The sequence below is a fragment of the Trinickia acidisoli genome (assembly GCF_017315725.1).
Lineage (GTDB): Bacteria > Pseudomonadota > Gammaproteobacteria > Burkholderiales > Burkholderiaceae > Trinickia > Trinickia acidisoli.
The window spans coordinates 1,704,651-1,724,390 of sequence record NZ_JAFLRG010000002.1 but is presented as its reverse complement, the minus strand read 5'-3'; the positions used below and the strand labels follow the sequence as shown (position 1 = coordinate 1,724,390).

The following is a 19,740-nucleotide window of genomic DNA, read 5'->3' as shown; positions in this document are numbered from 1 at the left end:
TCTCGGCAATGCTCACGGTTGCTCGGGCGCCGAGGCTTCGCCATCGTCGCGAGCGTCGCCGAGCAGCCGCGAGGCCAGCGCGGCGAGGCCGCGTAGCGGTAGCCCGAGCCAGGTGGGCCGGTTGGCGGCTTCGTAGCGCACTTCATAGGAGGCCTTCTCGACGAGAAACAGATCGAGCAGGACGGCTTCGACGTCGGGCGAGACGAGCGGACGCGCGGCATGACCGACCGCCTCGCGATAGCCGGCGAGGAAACCTTGCTGGCCTTCTTCGCGGAAGCGTTCGAACAGCGCGCGCTTGCGATCGGCCGTCTGAGTCGGCGCGTTTTCCGACACGGGCTGTGCCGCCGCGCTCGCATACGAGAGCGAGCGCAGCATGCCGGCCACGTCGACGAGCGGGCTGCGCTTCATGCGCCGCTCATCGAGACTGCGAGCAGGCTCGCCCTCGAAGTCGATGAGATAGACGTCGTTTTGCGCGATCAGCACTTGACCCAAATGAAAATCGCCATGCACGCGGATGCGTTGCGCGTCGACGTCGCGCGGCACGTGCCGTTCGAGGGCTTCGACGAGCGCCGCACGCCGATCGACGAGTTCTTGCGCCAGCGTGCGCATCTCATGGCCCATCAATGCCCCTTCTTTCGATCCTTCTTTTCCCCCTTCTGTCGCCAGCACGTCGAGCGCGCGCTCGAGCATCGTGCGCGCGCCCTCCACCCAGCCGCGAATATCGGCTCGCGTGGCCGTCTCGGGCGCGAACGCAGGGTCGTCGCACGGCGCGGCCAGCGCCGCATGCAATTCGCCGAGGCGGCGGCCGATCATGCCGGTCAGCGCGCGGTAGCCGTCGAATTTCTCCGGATCGGGTTCGTCGGTTTCGGGCGCGAGTGCAAGCTCATCGATCACGCGGCGCAGATAGTCGAGCACCCAGTTCCACGCATCGCCTTGGTTCTCGATGAATCCTTGCAGCAGCGCGAGCGTGTGCGGTACCCCTTGCGGATCGACGCGCACCACCTCGCCGAAGAGGGGGGCTGTATTCGCATAGCCGATCTCGGTCAGATGCCGGCTCATTTCCGCTTCGGGATGAATACCGCCGATCAAGCGCCGCACGAGCTTGAGAACGGCGCGCTCGCCCATCACGAGCGAACTGTTGCTTTGCTCCGCCGAAATCCAGCGAATTTCCGGCGAGTCGCCTAGCTCGCTGAGTTCTGGAAAACGTGCCGTTGGGACGAAGCGGATCTCGCTCTTTTGGACGGTGGGCACGGCTGCATGCTCGCGCAACTTCTGCAGCACGCCGTGCGCGAACAGCGGCAGGGAGAAGGCGTCGGTCAAATGCCCGATGGTGCGTCCGCGTCGAACGCGCGCGAGCGCAAGCTGCGTGAACAGCGGGACGGTCGTATCCGCGCCCCATGAAATCGCCAGCGGCAACACGTAGCGTTCGGTATGGCGCCCGACGTCGGCTTCGATCTCCGTGAAGGCGAAACCGGCGTCGGGGATCGTCGTTAGCGCGGCGAGCCGCACCGCGTGAAGCTTTTGGTCCTTCGAGGCGAACCAGCGGCGACGGCTGAGATAGGAGGGCAACACTTCCGATTCGAGCAGCCGCACGTTTTCGGGCGTGGGGCCCGTTTGTCCCGTGCGCAGCACGAGCGTGACGAACTCCGGCAATTGCTCGGAGCCGGGCTGCGACCGCGACGGGCTATCCTCGCTGTTGCAGAGCATGAACCAAAGGAAGCCGTAGGGCGGAAACGTCAACAGATACGTGAGCTGGCCGATCGCCGGAAACACCGAATCGGCCGTCATCTCGACGGGTACGCGGCCGGCGAATTCGGACAGATCGAGCTCGACCGCCTGCGGCGCGCGCGAAAGATTCGTCACGCAAAGAATCGGCGCCTCGCCTTCCATTTCGCGCAGATACGCGAGTATCTTGCGGTTCGACGGGCGCAGGAAGCGGACCGTACCGCGACCGAACGCGCGTTTCGAGCGGCGCGTGGCCAGCATGCGGCGCGTCCAGTTCAGCAGCGAGTGCGGGTCGCGCGTCTGCGCTTCCACGTTGACGGCGTCGAAGCCGTACAGGGTGCCCATGACGGGTGGCAGGACGAGTTGCTCGGGGTCCGCGCGCGAAAAGCCGCCATTGCGGTCCGACGACCATTGCATCGGCGTGCGGACGCCGTCGCGGTCGCCGAGGTGGATGTTGTCGCCCATGCCGAGCTCGTCGCCGTAGTAGATCACGGGCGTGCCCGGCATCGACAACAGCAGCGAGTTGATGAGTTCGATGCGGCGCCGATCGCGCTCCATCAGCGGCGCGAGCCGTCGACGAATGCCGAGATTGAGCCGCGCGCGCCGGTCGCTCGCGTAGGTATTCCACAAGTAGTCGCGTTCGGAATCGGTCACCATCTCGAGCGTGAGCTCGTCGTGGTTGCGCAGGAAGATGGCCCATTGGCACGTGGGCGGCAGCTCCGGCGTTTGCCGCATGATGTCGGTGATCGGAAAACGATCCTCGCTCGCGATCGCCATGTAGATGCGCGGCATCAGCGGGAAGTGAAACGCCATGTGACATTCGTCTTCCTGGCCGAAGTATTCCTGCACGTCCTCCGGCCATTGGTTGGCCTCGGCAAGCAGCATCCGGTTCGGATACTCGGCGTCGATCGTGGCGCGAATGCGCTTGAGGATCGCGTGCGTTTCCGGCAGATTCTCGTTGCTCGTGCCTTCTCGCTCCACGAGGTAAGGCACTGCATCGAGCCGCAGTCCGTCGATGCCCATGTCGAGCCAAAAGCGCATGACTTGCAGCACTTCGCGCAGCACGGCGGGGTTGTCGAAGTTCAGATCGGGTTGATGCGAGTAGAAGCGATGCCAGTAATAGGCGCCCGCGACGGGGTCGTGCGTCCAGTTCGACGGCTCGGTATCGATGAAGATGACGCGCGTGCCTTCATACTTCTTGTCCGTATCGGACCACACGTAGTAATTGCGATGATTGGACCCGGGCTTGGCGCGGCGCGCGCGTTGGAACCACGGGTGCTGATCGGACGTGTGATTGATGACGAGCTCGGTCACGACACGCATGCCGCGCGCGTGCGCGCCTTGGATGAGGTGGCGCAAGTCGGCGAGCGTGCCGTAATCGGGGTGCACGCCGCGATAATCGGCGATGTCGTAGCCATCGTCGCGGCGCGGCGACGGATAGAACGGCAGCAGCCAGATCGTGTTGACGCCGAGCTCGGCGATGTAGTCGAGCTTGGCGATGAGGCCGGGGAAATCGCCGACGCCGTCGTTGTTCGCATCGAAGAACGACTTCACGTGCACCTGATAGATGATCGCGTCCTTGTACCACAGCGGATCGTCCGACAACGGTGCGCCCGCCGCGCGCCGCGAAGCGCGCGCGCGTTTTCCCGACTCCGACTGCGCGGCGGCCGAATCCAGGGATTGATCTTCACGCTTCATGGTGCATCTCCGAGGCGCCGTGTCCGCTGTGTCCATCGTGTCCGATTGGGCTCGCGGCCGTATGGGCACGCTCGTCGCGCGGCAAACCCGCGGCGGGCGCGATACGCCAAATGGCGAAAGGCCGCGCGTCGGGCTCGATCCTTACGTGCTGCCGCCGGCCGCGCCATTCGAAGCGCTGGCCCGTGACGAGATCGGCGACGGCAAGCGCGTCCCATTCCTGCATGCGCCAGTGCTCGAACATGTGCCAGGGCAGTTCGAGATCGGTGTCTTGCGGCCCGAACGGATCGAGGCTGATCGCGACGAGAATCACGTTTTCGCGCGAGCGCGTCGCCTTTTCGAAAAAGAGAACGCGGTCGTTGTGAGCGGTCAGGAACGTGAGACCCAGATGCGAATGCAGTGCGGGATTGGCACGCCGAATGCGATTGAGCGCGGTGACCACGTCGACGATATTGCCGGGTCGATGCCAATCCCACGCGCGCAACTGATACTTCTCCGAGTCGAGATATTCCTCGCTGCTCGGCAAGGCGGCCGCTTCGCACAACTCGAAGCCGCAATAGACACCCCATAGGCCGGACAGCGTGGCGGCCAAGGCCGCGCGGATCATGAAGCCGGCGCGACCTTGCGCCTGCAGATGGCGAGGATTGATGTCGGGCGTATTGACGAAGAAGTTCGGCCGGAAGAACTCGCGCACGTTCGTCTGCGTGAGCTCGGTCAGGTACTCCGTGAAATCGCGTTTCGATTCGCGCCACGTGAAGTAGGTGTACGACTGGGAAAAGCCGAGCTTCGCGAGGCGGTACATGAGGCGCGGGCGCGTGAATGCTTCCGAGAGGAAGATGACACCGGGCTCGCGCGAACGAATATCGGCGATCATCCACTCCCAGAACGGCAACGGTTTCGTGTGCGGATTGTCGACGCGAAAGATCCGCACGCCCGCATCGATCCAGAACGCGATGATGTCGCGCAGCGCGAGCCACAGCGCGGGCTTGGCATCGTGCGCGTAGAACTCGGGATTGACGATGTCCTGGTACTTCTTCGGCGGATTCTCGGCGTAGCGCAGCGTGCCGTCGGGTCGCCACGCGAACCACGTCGCGTGCTCGGTCAGCCACGGGTGATCGGGTGCGCATTGAATCGCGAAGTCGAGTGCGATTTCGAGCCCGTTCGCATGGGCGGCGCAAAGCATGCGCTTGAAGTCGTCGAGCGTGCCGAGTTCGGGGTGCACGGCCGTGTGACCACCTTCGTCGCTGCCGATCGCATACGGGCTGCCGACGTCGTCCGGCTGCGCTTTGAGCGTGTTGTTGCGGCCCTTGCGATTGATCTTGCCGATCGGATGGATCGGCGGGAAGTAAAGGACGTCGAAGCCCATGTCCCGAATGCGCGGCAGTTGTGCGATCACGTCGTCGAACGTGCCGTGGCGCGTGGGATCGCGGCTCATCGAACGCGGGAAGATCTCGTACCAGCTTGCGAAACGAGCCGCGGCGCGTTCGGCGTCGATGCGATAGATCGTCGCATCGCGTGTGAGAAACGGGCGATGTCGCGACTTCGCGACGGCTTCGGCCGTCTCGGGTGCAAGTACGGCTTCGAGCCGCGCTGCGTGGCTCGCATTGCCGAAGCGCATCGCGATGCGCTTCAGTTCGGCGATGGCAGCGTGCTGCGCTTCGTGTCCGCGATGCTCTTGATGAATCTGCTGTTGCGCGCCCGTTTCGTCGGCCGTCTCGGCCTCGGCCAATATGCGGGCTAGCAGATGGCGCGCCTCTTCGAGTTCGAGTTCGACCGATTGATTGGCATCGAGCTTTTTGCGGATGTGATCGACGAGCGAAGCGAAATCGTCGCGCCATGCAACGACCGTGAACTCATGGCGACCGACGCGCGTGAGCGTGATGCGGCCTTGCCAAAGGTCGAGACCGGCGGGCTCGGCCGGTTGCATCGGGGTCTCGCGCCAGGCGGTTTCATCGATGGCGCGCCAGATCACGGCGGCCGCGATCTTGTCGTGGCCTTCGCCGAAGATTGCCGCGCCGATTTCGATCTCTTCTCCCACGACGCGCTTCGCGACGAAACGCCCGCCGTCGACGCTGGGCGTGACGCTTTCGATCGCGATGCGTGGCGCGGCGAGTGCTTCCATAGCCAAGGCCGTTGCGCCGCGCTTCGTGGCGCGCCGCGCGGCCACGTTCGGGCACGGCTGCGCGCGATAGATGCGCGCTTCGCCCGGGTCGAGGGCACAGGCGGGCAGCGGCTCGGCTTCGTCCCTGCATGGGCGCCCGAGCGGCTTGAACGCCGCGAAGTTGCCGGGAACGCCGTCGAGCAAGCGAGCCGGCTCGAGGAACGCCGGCCGGCTCAAGTCGGGGTTGACGACGAGCAGCACGGCCGTGCGCGCATCGCGTAGGTCGAAGCAGTCGCCGCGGAGCATCGCGGCGACATTCGATCCGGCCGCCGAAAGTTGCCGCGCTTCACCGACGGTTGCCAGCAAAGGCGTTTGCCGTTGCAGCGCGTTGGCCTGTTTGATGGCGTCGCATAGATCGAAGCGCGCGGCCGCGCACGCGTCGCGGTACCGCTGCGCATTGCCGCTCGTGTGCGAGAGCGGCTCTGCAACCCCATATTCGAAGCCCATCGGCACGAGCCAGCCGGTGCCGAGCGAGACACTCGTCACGATTGCGCGGCGATAGGCGCGCTCGATTACGACCGCATCCGCGGCATAGGCGAATTCACTCGAAAGGCGCGACCCATAGGGCGCTTCGGGAAACGCGATCGGCGCGCCGACGCGCGCGAGCGCCGCATGTTCCTCGGCCAGCCAGGTTTCGCGGAAATCCCACCAGCGCACGGACGAAAAGACGCTGTCGAACTGCGCTCGCTCGAGGCGCGCGAGATCGTCGCGCGCAAGCCCCGGCGTCGCGGCCAGCATACGCACGTCCTCGCGCCGCGCATGCACTGCCGCGCGCAGTTCGAGCCACATGTCGATCGGCACGCGATGCGGCGAGTCGAAGCGGAAGCCGGCCACGCCGGCATCGGTCAGCGCGATGAGCCGCTCGTTCCACCAGCGGCCGAACTGCGCCGCAGCGTGCGGATCGCCGAAGTTGGCATAGGCCGCGTTGTCCTCGTGGCGCGCATGGCGCGGATCGAGCCGAACGCGCGCCGGCTCGTAGGGATGAAACCATTGCGGATGCGTGCGCAGCAGTTCGCCGTCGGCCGCGACCCGATCGAGCACGACGTCGACGAGCAATGCGAGACCCGCGGCGCGGGCAGCCTCCGCAAGTCGACGCAGGCCGTTGTCGGCATCGTCGGCGGTGCCGAAGATCGCGTGCAGCCGTGCGTGATCGGCGGTGAGCTGCGAGTGGCCGGCTTGCCCCGTGGCGAAAGGCGAGCCGATCAGGACGTGGTCGAAGCCGAGTGCCGCCGCGCGCTCGAAGTGAGCGGGCCAAGCCTCGAGCGGCCCGACGAGTAGAGGGTGAAGAAAGTAAATCCGCGGCGCATAGGCGTGACGATATTCCATCGGTCCGTTCCAGTTCGTCCGGGCGATGTGGATGCACGTCCACCGTGCGATCGCATCGCGTTGTCAGGCGGCGTTCGATGATCCGCGCATCGGCACGGGCAACGGCACGAAGAGGCGGAGACATGAGCGCGCGAGTGAGCGGAAAGCACGATGCATGCCGCCGTGCCCTGAGCGGGCCCGCATTCGACGAACGGATGGCGTCGGTGGCGTCAAGTATGCGCGCGTTGGCCGAGGCCGGCATGCGCTTTTCCGTGCCTGCGGCTGTGACATGTGGCTTAGCGTCGACTAGTCTTCATGATGCGATCATCAGCTCGGCGCGGTGTAAATGTGACAGGCTGCGGCGCATTTTTACATCGATGATCGATGTAGATGTCGATTGCGGTGCGCGTCGTTCGTCGTCTATCGCGCGTGCGTCGTGCGCGCGCGTGAATCTCGGTACACGGAAAGGAGACGCTGTGCAGAAAGTCACCCCGTTTCTTTGGTTCGACGATCAAGCCGAACAGGCAGCCGCGTTTTATACGTCCGTATTCGACCGATCGAAAATCGTCGACGTCATGCGGTATACGGATGCCGGCCCCGGCGAGCGAGGCAGCGTGATGAGCGTGACGTTCGAGCTCGACGGACAAACCTTCATCGCGCTGAACGGCGGTCCGAATCCGCAGTTTGCGTTTTCCCCGGCCATTTCGTTCTTCATCCACTGCCGGACGCAGGAGGAGGTCGACACGCTGTGGGAGAAACTCGGCGAGGGCGGCGACCGGCTGCAATGCGGATGGCTGCGGGACAAGTTCGGCGTGACGTGGCAAGTCGTGCCGACCGTGCTCGGCGATATGCTGCGCGACGAGGACGGCATGCGGGCGGCGCGCGTCATGCGGGCGATGATGCAGATGTGCAAGCTCGATATAGCGCAGTTGCGGCGCGCGTACGATGGGGAAGGGGCCTAATGCGTGGCGCTCGGTCGGCGCACCGGCGAAGTGGATGTAATCGTAAAGCGGGCGAGATCGTTTCCAATCAAACGATCATTGGGCTTTGCTCCTATGGATCGACGTATGCCGATTGTCTAAACGCGGCGACGCGGCTATAGTCGCAGCCAGTGGGCGCCGCCCGCGGGTTATTACCGATAACGAAAGTACCGATAACGAAAGACCGCCACGGCAAGGGCGGCATTCAAGACCGGAGTCGGGGGGCGAACCGTCGGCGGCTGTCGGCGGTGTCTTGGACACGATGCTGGAGCCCACATGACAGATGCGCGAACCAGCCAGCCACGCGAGAGGGAGCCGGCTTCGGCCCGCAGGCAATTCCTCGTCGGCGCCGGCGCTTCGGCGGCGGCCCTGGCTTTCACCGCCGCGATCGGGTTGCCGTTCACCGTGCGGTGCGCATTCGCGTTCGCTCCGCCGGCCGGCGGCGGGCTGGACGCTTTCACGGCGCTTTCGCAGCAGCTCACGGGGCGCACGAGCCTGAACGCGACGCTCGCTTCGCGCATCTACGACGCGCTCTCCAAAGCCGATAGCGCTTTCGTCTCCAACGTCGCCGCGCTGAACGCCTGGCTCAAGACGCACGCCGGTGTGCCGAGCGATACCGTGACCGCCGCGCTGGCAAGCGACGATCCACGTTTGGCCAAAACGGTCGGCCACGTCATGCGCGCCTGGTATCTTGGGCTCGTGGGTGAACTGCCGACGGTTCAGGTGGTGGCGTACGAGCATGCGCTGATGTTCGACCCCGTACACGACGTGCTGACGATCCCCTCGTATTGCCGGGACGTGCCGTTCTACTGGGCGCAGAAACCGGCCGGTGTTTGACGTGGCCATGACGCGACGGGAGCGGCGTGTGCTTTGCTCCGTAGTCCCCGCATTCGGCACTGCAAAAGAACGAAATAGGCGAAGCGCTTATGGCAAACAACCCTTCTGCCGACGTCGTGATCGTCGGCTCGGGCGTGGCGGGCGGTCTCGTCGCGCATCAACTGGCGCTGGCGGGCGCGTCGGTCATCATCCTCGAAGCGGGGCCGCGTATTGAACGCTGGCAAATCGTCGAGAACTTTCGGAACTCGCCGGCCAAGAGCGATTTCGCGACGCCGTATCCGTCGACGCCGTACGCACCGCATCCCGAATACTCGCCCGACAACGGCTATCTGATCCAAAAGGGCGACTATCCCTACAACTCGCAATACCTGCGCCTCGTCGGCGGCACGACGTGGCACTGGGCCGCAGCCGCGTGGCGCTTGCTGCCGTCCGATTTCAAGCTGAAGACGATGTACGGCGTCGGCCGCGATTGGCCGTTTCCGTACGAGGCGCTCGAGCCCTGGTATTACGACGCGGAGATCGAACTCGGCGTGTCCGGGCCCGATGCGTCGATCGATCTCGGCTCGCCGCGCGCCAAGCCCTATCCGATGGCGCAATTGCCGCTGTCCTACATGGATACGCGTTTTAGCGACGTGCTGAACGCCAACGGCTTCAAGGTCGTGCCCGAGCCGGTCGCACGCAACAGCCGCCCTTACGATCAGCGTCCGATCTGCTGCGGCAACAACAATTGCATGCCGATTTGCCCCATCGCGGCGATGTACAACGGCATCGTGCATGCCGAGAAAGCGGAACGCGCCGGTGCGAAGCTGATCGACCAAGCGGTCGTCTATCGAATCGAAGCGGACGACCAAGGGCTTATTTCGGCCGTGCACTACAAGGACCCCTCGGGCGGCACGACGCGCGTCAGCGGCAAGCTGTTCGTGCTCGCCGCGAACGGCATCGAAACGCCGAAACTGATGCTGATGTCGACGTCGGACAAATTTCCGCACGGCATCGGCAATCGCTCCGATCAGGTCGGACGCAATTTGATGGACCATCCGGGCACGGGCGTGAGTTTCCTCGCGAACGAAGCGCTCTGGCCGGGGCGCGGCCCGATGGAGATGACGTCGGTCGTCAATTTCCGCGACGGCGCATTCCGCTCCGATTACGCTTCGAAGAAACTGCATTTGTCGAACGGCGTGGCGACGATGTCGGTGACTGCCGCTTTGATCGACAAGGGCGTGACCGGTGCGGAATTCGACCGGCAGATTCGGGATCGTGCGGCGCGCACCTTGACGATCAACAGCTTCCACGAACACCTGCCCGAGCCTCAGAACCGCATCGTGCCGTCTTCGAGCCGCAAGGACGCACTCGGCATCGCGCAGCCCGAGATCTATTACTCGATCAACGATTACGTCAAGAAGAGCGCGGCGAATACGCACGAACTCTATGCGCAGATCGCGGGTTTGTTCGGCGGTACCGAGGTGGCGTTCGACGACCATTTCGCGCCGAACAACCACATCATGGGCACGACGATCATGGGCGCCGATCCGCAAGATTGCGTCGTCGATGCCGATTGCCGCACGCACGATCATCCGAATCTGTTCCTCGCGACGAGCGGCGTGATGCCGACCGCCGCTTCGGTCAATTGCACGCTGACGATCGCCGCGCTTGCGTTGCGGCTCGCCGACAAGCTCAAGCATGAGCTCTGATTGCGCGACGACTCGATGAGACCTCCGATGACGAACCTGCGACTCCGTTCCGAAGCGATCGACCCGCGTCACGGTTCGACGCAGCACGGCGCGCGGCGCCGCCCGATGCGCATGGCCGGCTTGGCGGCGGCCTTCTCGGTTTTCGCTTTGTATCTCGCGTGGCATGCGTCGAACGATCGCGAGACCTCGCCGGCCGACGAGTTGCCGCTGTCCATTGCACAGGCGCAAGGCGCGAGCGAAGTCGCGACGGCCCGGGCATCGGGGGCGAATGCGGCCTCGGCGGCGGCCGTTTCGTCTGCGGCGAACGCGTCCGCGCCGATGGACGCCGACACGGCCGATCTCGTCAAGCGCGGCGAATATCTGGCGCGCGCCGGCGATTGCATCGCATGCCACACGGCGGACAAGAGCCGGCCTTTTGCGGGCGGTCTGCCGATCGGTACGCCATTCGGCACGCTCTATACGCCGAACATCACGCCTGATCCCGATACCGGAATCGGGCGCTGGACCGATGCCGATTTCGTCCGTGCGATGCAGCAGGGCATCGGCAAAGGCGGCGAGCATTTGTATCCGGCATTCCCGTATGCCGAGTACACGCGCGTGACCGAGCGCGACGTGCTCGCCATTCGCGCTTATCTGAACACGCTGACGCCGATCCGTTACACGCCGCCGCGCAACGAACTGAGCTTTCCCTTCAACCAGCGTTGGCTGATGTTCTTCTGGAATCTGTTCAACTTCCACGAAGGCCGCTTCGTGCCCGATCCGAAGCAAAGCCCGCAATGGAACCGCGGCGCTTATCTCGTCGAAGGTCTCGCGCATTGCGAGGAATGCCATACGCCGCGCAACTTCATGCAGGGGCTGAAATCGAGCGATCGCTTTTCGGGCGAAGTGCAAGCGGGCTGGCACGCATTCAACATTACGCCGGACAAGGCCGGCGGGATCGGCAATTGGAGCGACGACGACGTCGCCCATTACCTTGCCACGGGCGTCGTGCCGGGACGGGCCAACGCGGCCGGCCCGATGGGTGACGTAGTGGAGAACAGCACGCAGTATTTGACGTCCGACGATCTGCGCTCGATGGCTGTCTATCTGCGCTCGGTGCCGCCGATTGCGGGTGGTCAAACGCGTGCGCGCGATCAATGGGGCCGCCCCGCCGACGATGTGTTGCGTCTGCGCGGCACGCGCGTGACAGGGGTGGACGGTGCGCAATTGTTCGTGGGGAACTGCGCGAGTTGCCACAACTGGACGGGCCAGGGCGTCGGCGGTGCGGCACCGCTTGCGTATCCATCGCTGATCCACAACAGCGCGGTCGGTGTCGCCGATGCCGGCAATTTGGCGATGGTCATCCTGTATGGCGTGAATCGCCGGACGAAAGACGTCCACGTGATGATGCCGGGCTTCGGCGATGAATTGAACGACGACCAAATTGCCGCGATCGCGAACTACGTGACGCAGCATTTCGGCGATCCGAAGGCGACCATGACGGCCGCCGACGTCGCCAAATTGCGCACGCGTCAACCATAGCGGCCGTGCGTGCCGGCGCGATCCAAACGCGACTTGGGCGCACGGGCCACCGCGCCGGACTATGATTGCCCGTATGGATACGACAAGCGAGGCCTATCCCATCGTCCGCCGGCATGCGGTGAATACCGCCGGCCGCGATTTCGTCGTCGGCGATCTGCATGGTTGTGTCGATGCGTTGCGCTACTTGCTGCGCGAGATCGTGTTCGATCCTACGTGCGACCGGCTCTTCTCCGTCGGCGATTTGATCGATCGCGGCAGCCAATCCGAAGAGGCGCTGGCATTGCTCGACAAGCCGTGGTTCTTCCCCGTGCTCGGCAACCACGAAGACGCGCTATGCCTAGTCGCCGAAGGCGCCATGCGGCGCAGCGCCTGGGATTCGCTCGGGGGCGGGTGGGCGCAAGCGTTGCCGGACCGCATTCTGCGTGGTTATGCGCGGTGGTTGCGAACCTTGCCGCTCGTGCGCGTCGTCGGCAGCGGAGCGCGCCGCTTCAACGTCTTGCATGCGGAATTTTTCGGCGACGACGCTGCGCTCGACGTCGGCATCTTCACCGAGCGCGTGCGCCAGCAGTTGCTGTGGGGAAGGGAACTCGCGCTCGGCAGCGGCATGGTGGAGCGGCAGGCCGGCCTATCGCCGACCTACTGCGGCCACACGCCGATGCGCGAGATGGGACGCATCGGCGCGCAAATCTTCATCGACACGGGCGCATTCGCGGCGACGGGCAAGCTGACCGTCACCGAGGCATTGACGCCGCGCGCGTGGTCGGTGTCGGTCGAACAGGCACTGGCCGAAGGAGCGGACCAGATGTCGCTGCCGTAGGTGGCTGACGAAACAGCGCATCACCCGATCTGATTGAGCTCGAACACGCTATCGATCGCGTGGCCGTTCCAGTTGTATTCCAAATACGCGGCATGGCGGCAGTCGCGCAGCAGTGTTGTCTTGAACGCGGCAAGACATTCGCCGGACGAATCGCGCACGGAGGGATAGACGATGCCTGCCGCGCCCGCTTCCCGCAGGCGACGCCCGAGCGCCTGGCCCGCCGAATAGTTGGCCGGAGCCAGCACGGCGGCATCGAGCGTCGGATCGTTGCGCAGGTCGATCGACTCGCCGCGCGCGAGTACCGTATAAAGGCGCATCTGTTGCCGTAGCGGCGGCTCGTTCGTCGCCGCGAGAAACAAGGCGGCGTGATAGCGCGTTTCGGCAACGGCCGTGCGCGCCTCGCGCGCGCAATAGAAGATGCCGTAGCTGCCGTCGGAGAACCGGCTGCCGAGCGGATTCAGATGCGTGAACGCCGCCATGATCGGTCCGCAGCCGGGGCCGAAGCAGCGCTCCTCGGGCGGAACGAGATCGAGCTCGCCCACTTCGGTGCGCAAGCGATCGTTCGTCATCGCTTCGAGCGCATAGAGGGCTTCGAAATCCTCGGACGATGCGACGCGATCGAACAGATTGACGGCGGGAAAGCGCGTCTGAATCACGCGATACGCCGGCGACCAATCGATGTGGGCGAGGCGCTGGAGGGAGAACCAGTTTTCGGCCTTCGTCACGCCCATCCGCCCCGCATGGCATCGAGATATTGCCGTACCGCGACCAGATCGCTGACGTTGCCCGCCAGCATGCGATCGAGCGCGCTGTTTCCGCCGAACGGGGGAGCGCTGTTCGGCCGCTTGACCCATGCATCGGCGGCGGCGGGCTCGGGCAGCAGGATTTGCAACGCCTTATAGATGCCGAGCAGCAGCGATAGGCGCTCGAGCGTATCGCGCGAGAGCCGCGCGGTGCCGGGCGCAGCCTTCCATTTGAAGAACGTCGAGCGGCCGGGCGAGCCAAGTAGAACGAGTTGCTCGTCGATGGCGAGCCCCCAGTCCCGGGCGATATTGAAAAACGCACGCAGGCCGGCTGCCGACATGTCGGCAATCGACGGGGCCCCTGGCGCGTGCTTCAGCGCGTGCGGGGCGGCAGTGGACAGGCGATGGACCGCGGCAGGCGACATGATGAATCTCTAGTTGAACCACTGTTTTATATTAGTCTATTTGTGGATTAATGCAAGACGACTGCGCTGCGCGCTGTGCTTTCGTCCGGCCTGCGGTAGATTGACGGCTCGCGCGCCGCATGGCGCCCGTGCTTTCTTCTCAGACGACAGGGGATTCGGTTCGATGACGGTGACGATACGCAAGATCGAAGCGCGTGACGAAGCGCGCTGGCGCGAGCTATGGGACGGCTACACGCGTTTTTACGAACGGGAACCGTCGGAGGCGATTACGCGCCACGCGTGGTCGCGTATCCTCGACGAGCGCTCGCCCGTTCATGCAACCGTCGCCGAGCATGACGGCGAAGTCATAGGCATCGCCAACTACGTGATTCACGAAAGCACGTCGTTGCCCACGCCAGTCTGTTACTTGCAGGACCTTTTCGTCGATCCGGCCGTGCGTGCGGGCGGGGTGGGGCGCCAACTGATCGATTGGTTGCTCGAGGAGGCGCGCCGGCAAGGTTGGTCGCGCGTCTATTGGACGACGAAGGAAAACAACTACCGGGCGCGCGCGCTCTACGATAGCTATACGCCGCGCAGCGAGTTCGTGCAGTATCGAATCGATAGGCGTTGATCGCGCGGCCGTGCCATGCGGTCGTGCCGTGCCGTACCGTCGTGCCACTCCACCGGGCGCCCGTTCGCCGCTATGTGCGCGCCAGCGATTTCGCGAGCGAGCGCAGCGCGTCGGAAGAACGGCGTTCGCGCACGCGCGAGTACATGACGACGTGCGATTCGGGCAGCGGCGGCAAGCCAAGCTTCTGGCCGACGTCGACGACGCCGGCCGGCGCCACGCGCCGGGCGAGCGCCGATACGGCGAGCCCTGCCGAGATCGCAGCACCGATCGCGGCGATGCCGCCGCCCACGAACGTCTCTTCCCATTCGATCGACGCGCGCTCGAGCGCACGCACCGCGGCTGTGCGCACGCCGCAAGGCGCCAACAGCACGGCGAGCGGCAGCGGCGCGCCGGCGGGCGGCATCCAGTCGGGCGCCGCGAGCCAGACGAGCGGCTCGACGAACAGCGCCTCGCCGTCCGGCGCGCCATGCGTGCGTGCGGTTCGCGCTGCGACCTCATCGGGCTCGTATCGCACGATGGCGGCGTCGAGCTGCCGGTCGTCGTACTGAGCGACGAGCGTAGCGGACGAACCCAAATGCATCTCGAGGACGAGGCGCGGATCGTGCCGATGCAAGCTCGCGACGAGTGGCGCGAGATCCGGCCCCGCCACGTGCTCGCTGAGCCCGACTTTGAGCCGCCGCCGTTCCGTGCCGAGCGAACCCAACGCGCGGTCATGCGCTTGCAGGAGCTCGCGCGCGGCGTCGAGAAATGCGCCCCCAGCCGCGGACAAACGCACCGAACGCGGCGTGCGCTCGAACAACGGCTTGCCGACATGCGCCTCCAACCGCTTGACCTTGAGGCTGACCGCCGACTGCGTCGTGCCGAGCAGGTCGGCGGCGCGCGTGAAGCTGCGCAAATCGGCAACGTGGACGAACGCACGCACGGCATCGAGATCAAGTACTTTCATTTCAAATGTAAATGATAGAAATCAATATAGATTTGTGTTAATTATGAATGATGTGCCGTATTCTGCCTACATCTGATGACCGATGACCTGCTGACACTCAACGGAGAAACGCCATGCCACTCGCACGTATTTCGCTCCCCGCCGGCCGCTCGGCCGAGTACAAGAAGGCATTGACCGATGGCGTGCTGCGCGCGCTCGTCGAGACGTTCAACGTCCCGAAAGACGACCAATTCATGGTGCTGACCGAGCATGCGGCCGAAGATTTGATCTACAACCGCAACTACCTCGGTATCGAGCGCAGCGACGGTTTCGTCATGATTCAGTTGACGGTCAGCAACACGCGGCCGCTCGAAAAGAAGCGTGCGCTCTATCGCCGCATCGTTGAGCTACTGGCCGATAACCCGGGCGTCCGAAAGGAGGATGTCTTCATCAATCTGCTCGAGGTTTTGCCGGAGAACTGGTCGTTCGGCAACGGCGAGGCGCAATACGTTCCAGGCTGAATGGGCGGCTCGCCCCCCACGGCGAAAGTGTCCGCGCTTACTTTTGTCGCAGTTCGCCGCTCCGAGCGTGTGTAACATGAACGGTGCACATCAGCTTGAGGAGCGACGATGTCGGGCACCGTTGAACTCGTGCTTGCGGTCGAGCGCGCGGCCGCAAGCGCATGGATGGCCGGTCCTATCGAGTCCGAGGGGCGCGGCCGCGCGACTCGCCAAGCGGCAGCGCATAGGGAAGGGAGCGCCGCCGAGAAGGTGACGCGGGCGAGCCGTGGCAGTCCAGGCGCGCAAGCGAAGGCGCGCGAGGACATCGGAGCGGCGATTGCCGATGCGCTGAGCAGAATGCCGGGCATCGCCGAGTTACACGCCGTCGAGCCGTGGACGGTGCGTGCGTTCGTCGAGCCGCACGGTGCCTGGCGCGTCACGTTGTTGGATGCGGAGGACGGCGTTCGCCGCATCACGGCTACGCGCGCGAATGAAGCTACCCCTGGCGTGTGGCGATGCGAGACGATGTGCGATGAGCCGTTCGAGGCCGGCGCCCCGCTCGCGCTCAACGACGCTATTCCCCCATCGCTTAGAGACGTGCTCGGCAAGCCCGACAAATTGGCGCAGGCGCCGACGCTCGTGGTTCGTCGGGGTATTTGGCGCTGGAGCGGAGCCGATGGTGCCGTCGTCGACATCGAGCTGCACGACGCGCGGGACGCAACAAGCGCGGTAAGCGATAGGCTGGACGGCGCGACGGCGGGGCCGATCGCCCAGACGGGGTCCACGGCGCCGGCCGCCGATGCCAAGCCGATTGCATTTTGCGAATTGCGGCTTTCGGCGCACGTCGAGGGCGGCCAGCGCTCGATCGAAGTCGACCCATCGACGGCCGCCGCGCAAGCGGAATTTTCGGAGGTCATCAAGACATCCGCTGCCGCGCCGGCTCCGCACCCCGAGCCGGCGGCTGCCGCGCTGCAAGCACTGTTCACGGTGGCCGGCATGTTGGCCGATACGCTACCGATTTTCCCGACATTGACGGACGGCTACGCGCGAGCCTGCGTGATGACCGAACGCGAGGCGCCGGCGCGGGCGGCTCGCATCGATGTGTCCGATGCGAAACGGCCGCACGACGCTTTGATCGAGGTAGGGGCGAACGTCGCCCGCCAGTGGTTCGGCAACGAGGCTGGCGTGCGCGACGGCACCGACGCCGAATTCGTGCATCAGATGCGCGTTGCCATGCGCCGGCTAAAGACATTGCTCAAGACGTTTCCGCGCTGGGTCGATGAGATGTGGAAGCGCACGGTCGCGCCCGACCTCGACTGGCTCGCCGGTTTGCTCGGGCAAGCGCGCGACCTCGACGTCTTCGTCGACACGATGCTGCCCGCGCTGGCCGCGGCCGATGTCGACGCGACAACCTGGCAATCGTTGCAGACGCGTGCGGCCGCGCGGCGCGACGAAGCGCGTGCGCAAGTGCGGGAGGCCCTGCGCACGCGCCGCTATGCGGCGCTGTCCCTCGCTTGGCTTCGATGGCTCGCGGTGCAGCGCCTATCTTCGGGACCGCCCGCGATGGCCGACAAGGCGCTCACCGCCTACGCGGCAAAACGCGCCCGTAAGCATTACGTGCGGTTGGTCGCGAAGCCCGTGCTGACGTCGCTGACGCCCGCCGAGCGCCATCGTCGACGCATCGAGGCCAAGCGCCTGCGATACACGCTCGAGTTTTTCGAGTCGCGGGTGTCGCGCAAGACGCGACGCAAGGTGGCCAAGCAGCTCGGGCGAATCCAAAGCGTGCTCGGCGATGGCAGCGATGCCACGGCGGCGTTGCGTTTCCTCGAAGCGCTCGACGTGCCGCCTTACGAGCACGGTTTTGCGCGCGGCTGGTGCGAAGCGGTGAATCGCTGGTCCGCGGCGGAGGGTGAACGGTTGTTGCAGGACTTGGGCAAACCGAAGATCGTGCGCGAGCCCTGACCTCCCCATCCTACGCGCGGGGCCCGCCGCCTATAATTTCGACTTCCGTCTGTCTCCATGCCCCTCATGAGCGAACACATCCCGTCATCGGCTCCTTCCTCCGCGGGCGGCAGCCCGGCCGCACCGCTCGAACTGGGCGGCTCGGTTTGGCTCCGGGCGGGGCGGGAAACGCTCGGCGGCGCGGCGCGCATTGCGCTGTTGGCCGCGATCCGCGAAACAGGATCGATCACGGCTGCCGCCAAGGCGGTCGGCATCAGCTACAAGGCGGCATGGGATGCGGTCGATGCGATGAACAATCTCGCGGGCGAGGCGCTCGTCACGCGTTCGGTGGGCGGCAAGGGCGGTGGCGGCACGACGCTGACGCCGCGTGCTCATCGCCTGATCGAAACTTTCCACGCGGTCGAGCGCGAGCACCGCAGGTTCATCGAACGCGCGAGCGCGGCGATCGACCATTTCGCGGGCGATTGGGCATTGATCGGAAGAATCGGCATGAAGACGAGCGCGCGCAATCAGCTATACGGGACGGTGTCGTGCGTGACGCGCGGCAGTGTCAACGACGAGATTTCGCTGGCGCTGCCGGGCGGGCAGATGATCGTCGCAGTGGTGACGCACGAGAGCACCGAGACGTTGGGGTTGGTCGTCGGCGCCCCTGCGCTCGCGCTCGTGAAGGCATCTTGGGTGATGCTCGTGGTGGACGATGCCGACGCGGTCCAGCCGCTGCGCTTGTCTGCCCGCAATCAGCTACGCGGCGTGGCCACGCAGGTCACGCGCGGCGCCGTCAACACCGAAGTGTCGCTGGCGCTCGACGGCGCAACAGGCTCGCCGACCGATGTCGATTCTCCGGTGGTCACCGCCGTCGTGACGAACGAAAGTGCCGACACGCTCGGCCTTGCCGCGGGCAAGCGGGCAACCGCCGTTTTCAAGGCGTCGAGCGTGATTCTCGGCACGGCCGACTGAGATTGCCTGGGACGGGACGGCGATTAGACGAAGGAAGGCGCGAGTGCCGCGCTACGGCCCGCGGGGGGCGCAATCACAGGGTGGGGCGCTTCATGACCCGCTTTCCACCGAGCGCGGATGAACGGCCGCTCGCGGCCGGACAAGTGCAGGGCGATATGGGTGATCCAATGCTGGGTCGGCACGCGCACGTCGTGCAGGGCCGCCGTTAGCATCAGCAGACTGACGGCGACGGGCACGGCCGACAATTTGCCGGCCTTGGTATCCCAGGCCCACCACACGAACAGGACGGCGGCCAGCGCGCCGACGACACAGCCGGCTACGGCTTCGGACGGCGAGTGCGCGCTGAGCACGACGCGCGACAGGCCCACCGCAAGCCCGGCCGCGATGCCGCAGGCGACGCCGAACAGGCGGATGCTGGCTCGGGTCGGCAACAGCGTAAGAAAGAACGCGACAGGATAGACGGCGGTCGAGAGCATCGAATGTCCACTGACCCCCGTGAAGTCCCATGCACGTATCCCGACGCCCCAGCCGAGAAAAGCGATCTTGGTGAGCGCGACGACGGCCGCCGCCGCACCGACGATTACCAGCCAGCCGACGGCCAAGCGCCGCGTGTAGCCGAGCGCGAGCCACAGCGCGATCGCGACGGCGAGCGGCAGTGTGAGGCCGGCGCCGCCGAGGCGCGTAATGGAAAACCAAAGGTGAAGAGGCAAATCGTACATATCGGGCGTATGCCAGGCGGATCGACCGCAGGATTCCTATCTGCTTAACGCGCGAGCCGTCTGAAACGACGACAGTCATCGCGTGAAGGGACAGTATACCGAGCGCCGCCGCGCGCAGTGGCCGCGCGGCGTGCGATGGCGCACGCGACAGGGCGCCCTGATTCGGG

General features: G+C 65.2%; 15 protein-coding genes. 9 read left to right on the top strand and 6 right to left on the bottom strand.

What is annotated here, in order from left to right:
* Positions 1-12: 12 nt before the first annotated feature.
* Entirely contained in the window at positions 13-3,423 is a 3,411-nt protein-coding gene (gene treS, locus J3485_RS26005; RefSeq protein ID WP_206957182.1) for a maltose alpha-D-glucosyltransferase, read from the bottom strand.
* On the bottom strand, positions 3,413-6,907 hold the full coding sequence (locus J3485_RS26000) for an alpha-1,4-glucan--maltose-1-phosphate maltosyltransferase (protein ID WP_206957181.1): 3,495 nt from the start codon (positions 6,905-6,907) through the stop codon (positions 3,413-3,415). Before J3485_RS26000 ends, treS begins: the two co-directional genes overlap by 11 nt.
* Positions 6,908-7,362: 455 nt before the next feature.
* On the opposite strand from J3485_RS26000, the gene J3485_RS25995 reads away from it, so the two are divergent.
* From J3485_RS25995 to J3485_RS25975, 5 genes are all read left to right on the top strand, one after another.
* Positions 7,363-7,848, top strand: a complete 486-nt coding sequence (locus tag J3485_RS25995; RefSeq protein WP_206957180.1) for a VOC family protein — start codon at positions 7,363-7,365, stop codon at positions 7,846-7,848.
* A gap of 294 nt (positions 7,849-8,142) precedes the next feature.
* The gene (locus tag J3485_RS25990) at positions 8,143-8,703 is read left to right on the top strand and encodes a sugar dehydrogenase complex small subunit (RefSeq protein ID WP_206957179.1); all 561 of its coding nucleotides are present in this window, start codon (positions 8,143-8,145) and stop codon (positions 8,701-8,703) included.
* Positions 8,704-8,792: 89 nt separating this feature from the next.
* Complete coding sequence (locus J3485_RS25985; protein ID WP_206957178.1) at positions 8,793-10,394, top strand: GMC family oxidoreductase; 1,602 nt, start codon at positions 8,793-8,795, stop codon at positions 10,392-10,394.
* Positions 10,395-10,421: 27 nt separating this feature from the next.
* Positions 10,422-11,915, top strand: a complete 1,494-nt coding sequence (locus J3485_RS25980; protein WP_374192464.1) for a c-type cytochrome — start codon at positions 10,422-10,424, stop codon at positions 11,913-11,915.
* A gap of 73 nt (positions 11,916-11,988) precedes the next feature.
* Positions 11,989-12,732, top strand: a complete 744-nt coding sequence (locus tag J3485_RS25975; RefSeq protein ID WP_206957177.1) for a metallophosphoesterase — start codon at positions 11,989-11,991, stop codon at positions 12,730-12,732.
* A gap of 20 nt (positions 12,733-12,752) precedes the next feature.
* Here the strand turns inward: J3485_RS25975 and J3485_RS25970 are convergent, their stop codons facing one another.
* A complete protein-coding gene (locus tag J3485_RS25970) occupies positions 12,753-13,463 on the bottom strand; it encodes an RES family NAD+ phosphorylase (protein ID WP_206957176.1) in 711 nt (236 codons plus the stop codon).
* Positions 13,454-13,816: an MbcA/ParS/Xre antitoxin family protein gene (locus J3485_RS25965; protein WP_242539085.1), complete on the bottom strand. Its 363-nt coding sequence runs from the start codon at positions 13,814-13,816 to the stop codon at positions 13,454-13,456. Before J3485_RS25965 ends, J3485_RS25970 begins: the two co-directional genes overlap by 10 nt.
* 247 nt (positions 13,817-14,063) lie before the next feature.
* Here J3485_RS25965 and J3485_RS25960 point away from each other — a divergent pair, with 247 nt between their 5' ends.
* A complete protein-coding gene (locus J3485_RS25960) occupies positions 14,064-14,510 on the top strand; it encodes a GNAT family N-acetyltransferase (protein ID WP_206957174.1) in 447 nt (148 codons plus the stop codon).
* A gap of 70 nt (positions 14,511-14,580) precedes the next feature.
* Here J3485_RS25960 and J3485_RS25955 read toward each other — a convergent pair whose 3' ends face one another.
* Positions 14,581-15,456, bottom strand: a complete 876-nt coding sequence (locus tag J3485_RS25955) for a LysR family transcriptional regulator (RefSeq protein WP_206957173.1) — start codon at positions 15,454-15,456, stop codon at positions 14,581-14,583.
* 113 nt (positions 15,457-15,569) lie between these two features.
* Between J3485_RS25955 and J3485_RS25950 the strand changes: the two genes are divergently transcribed.
* The 3 genes from J3485_RS25950 (at position 15,570) to J3485_RS25940 (ending at position 18,854) form a co-directional block, all read left to right on the top strand.
* A complete protein-coding gene (locus J3485_RS25950) occupies positions 15,570-15,956 on the top strand; it encodes a tautomerase family protein (protein WP_206957172.1) in 387 nt (128 codons plus the stop codon).
* Between the two features lie 108 nt (positions 15,957-16,064).
* Positions 16,065-17,897 carry a CHAD domain-containing protein gene (locus J3485_RS25945; RefSeq protein ID WP_206957171.1) on the top strand — a complete coding sequence of 611 codons (1,833 nt, stop codon included), beginning with the start codon at positions 16,065-16,067 and terminating at the stop codon, positions 17,895-17,897.
* A gap of 66 nt (positions 17,898-17,963) precedes the next feature.
* Positions 17,964-18,854, top strand: coding sequence for a TOBE domain-containing protein (locus tag J3485_RS25940; protein WP_242538934.1), 891 nt, complete (start codon positions 17,964-17,966; stop codon positions 18,852-18,854).
* A 23-nt stretch (positions 18,855-18,877) separates the two neighbouring features.
* Here J3485_RS25940 and J3485_RS25935 read toward each other — a convergent pair whose 3' ends face one another.
* The gene (locus J3485_RS25935; protein WP_206957169.1) at positions 18,878-19,573 is read right to left on the bottom strand and encodes a phosphatase PAP2 family protein; all 696 of its coding nucleotides are present in this window, start codon (positions 19,571-19,573) and stop codon (positions 18,878-18,880) included.
* Between the last annotated feature and the right edge of the window lie 167 nt (positions 19,574-19,740).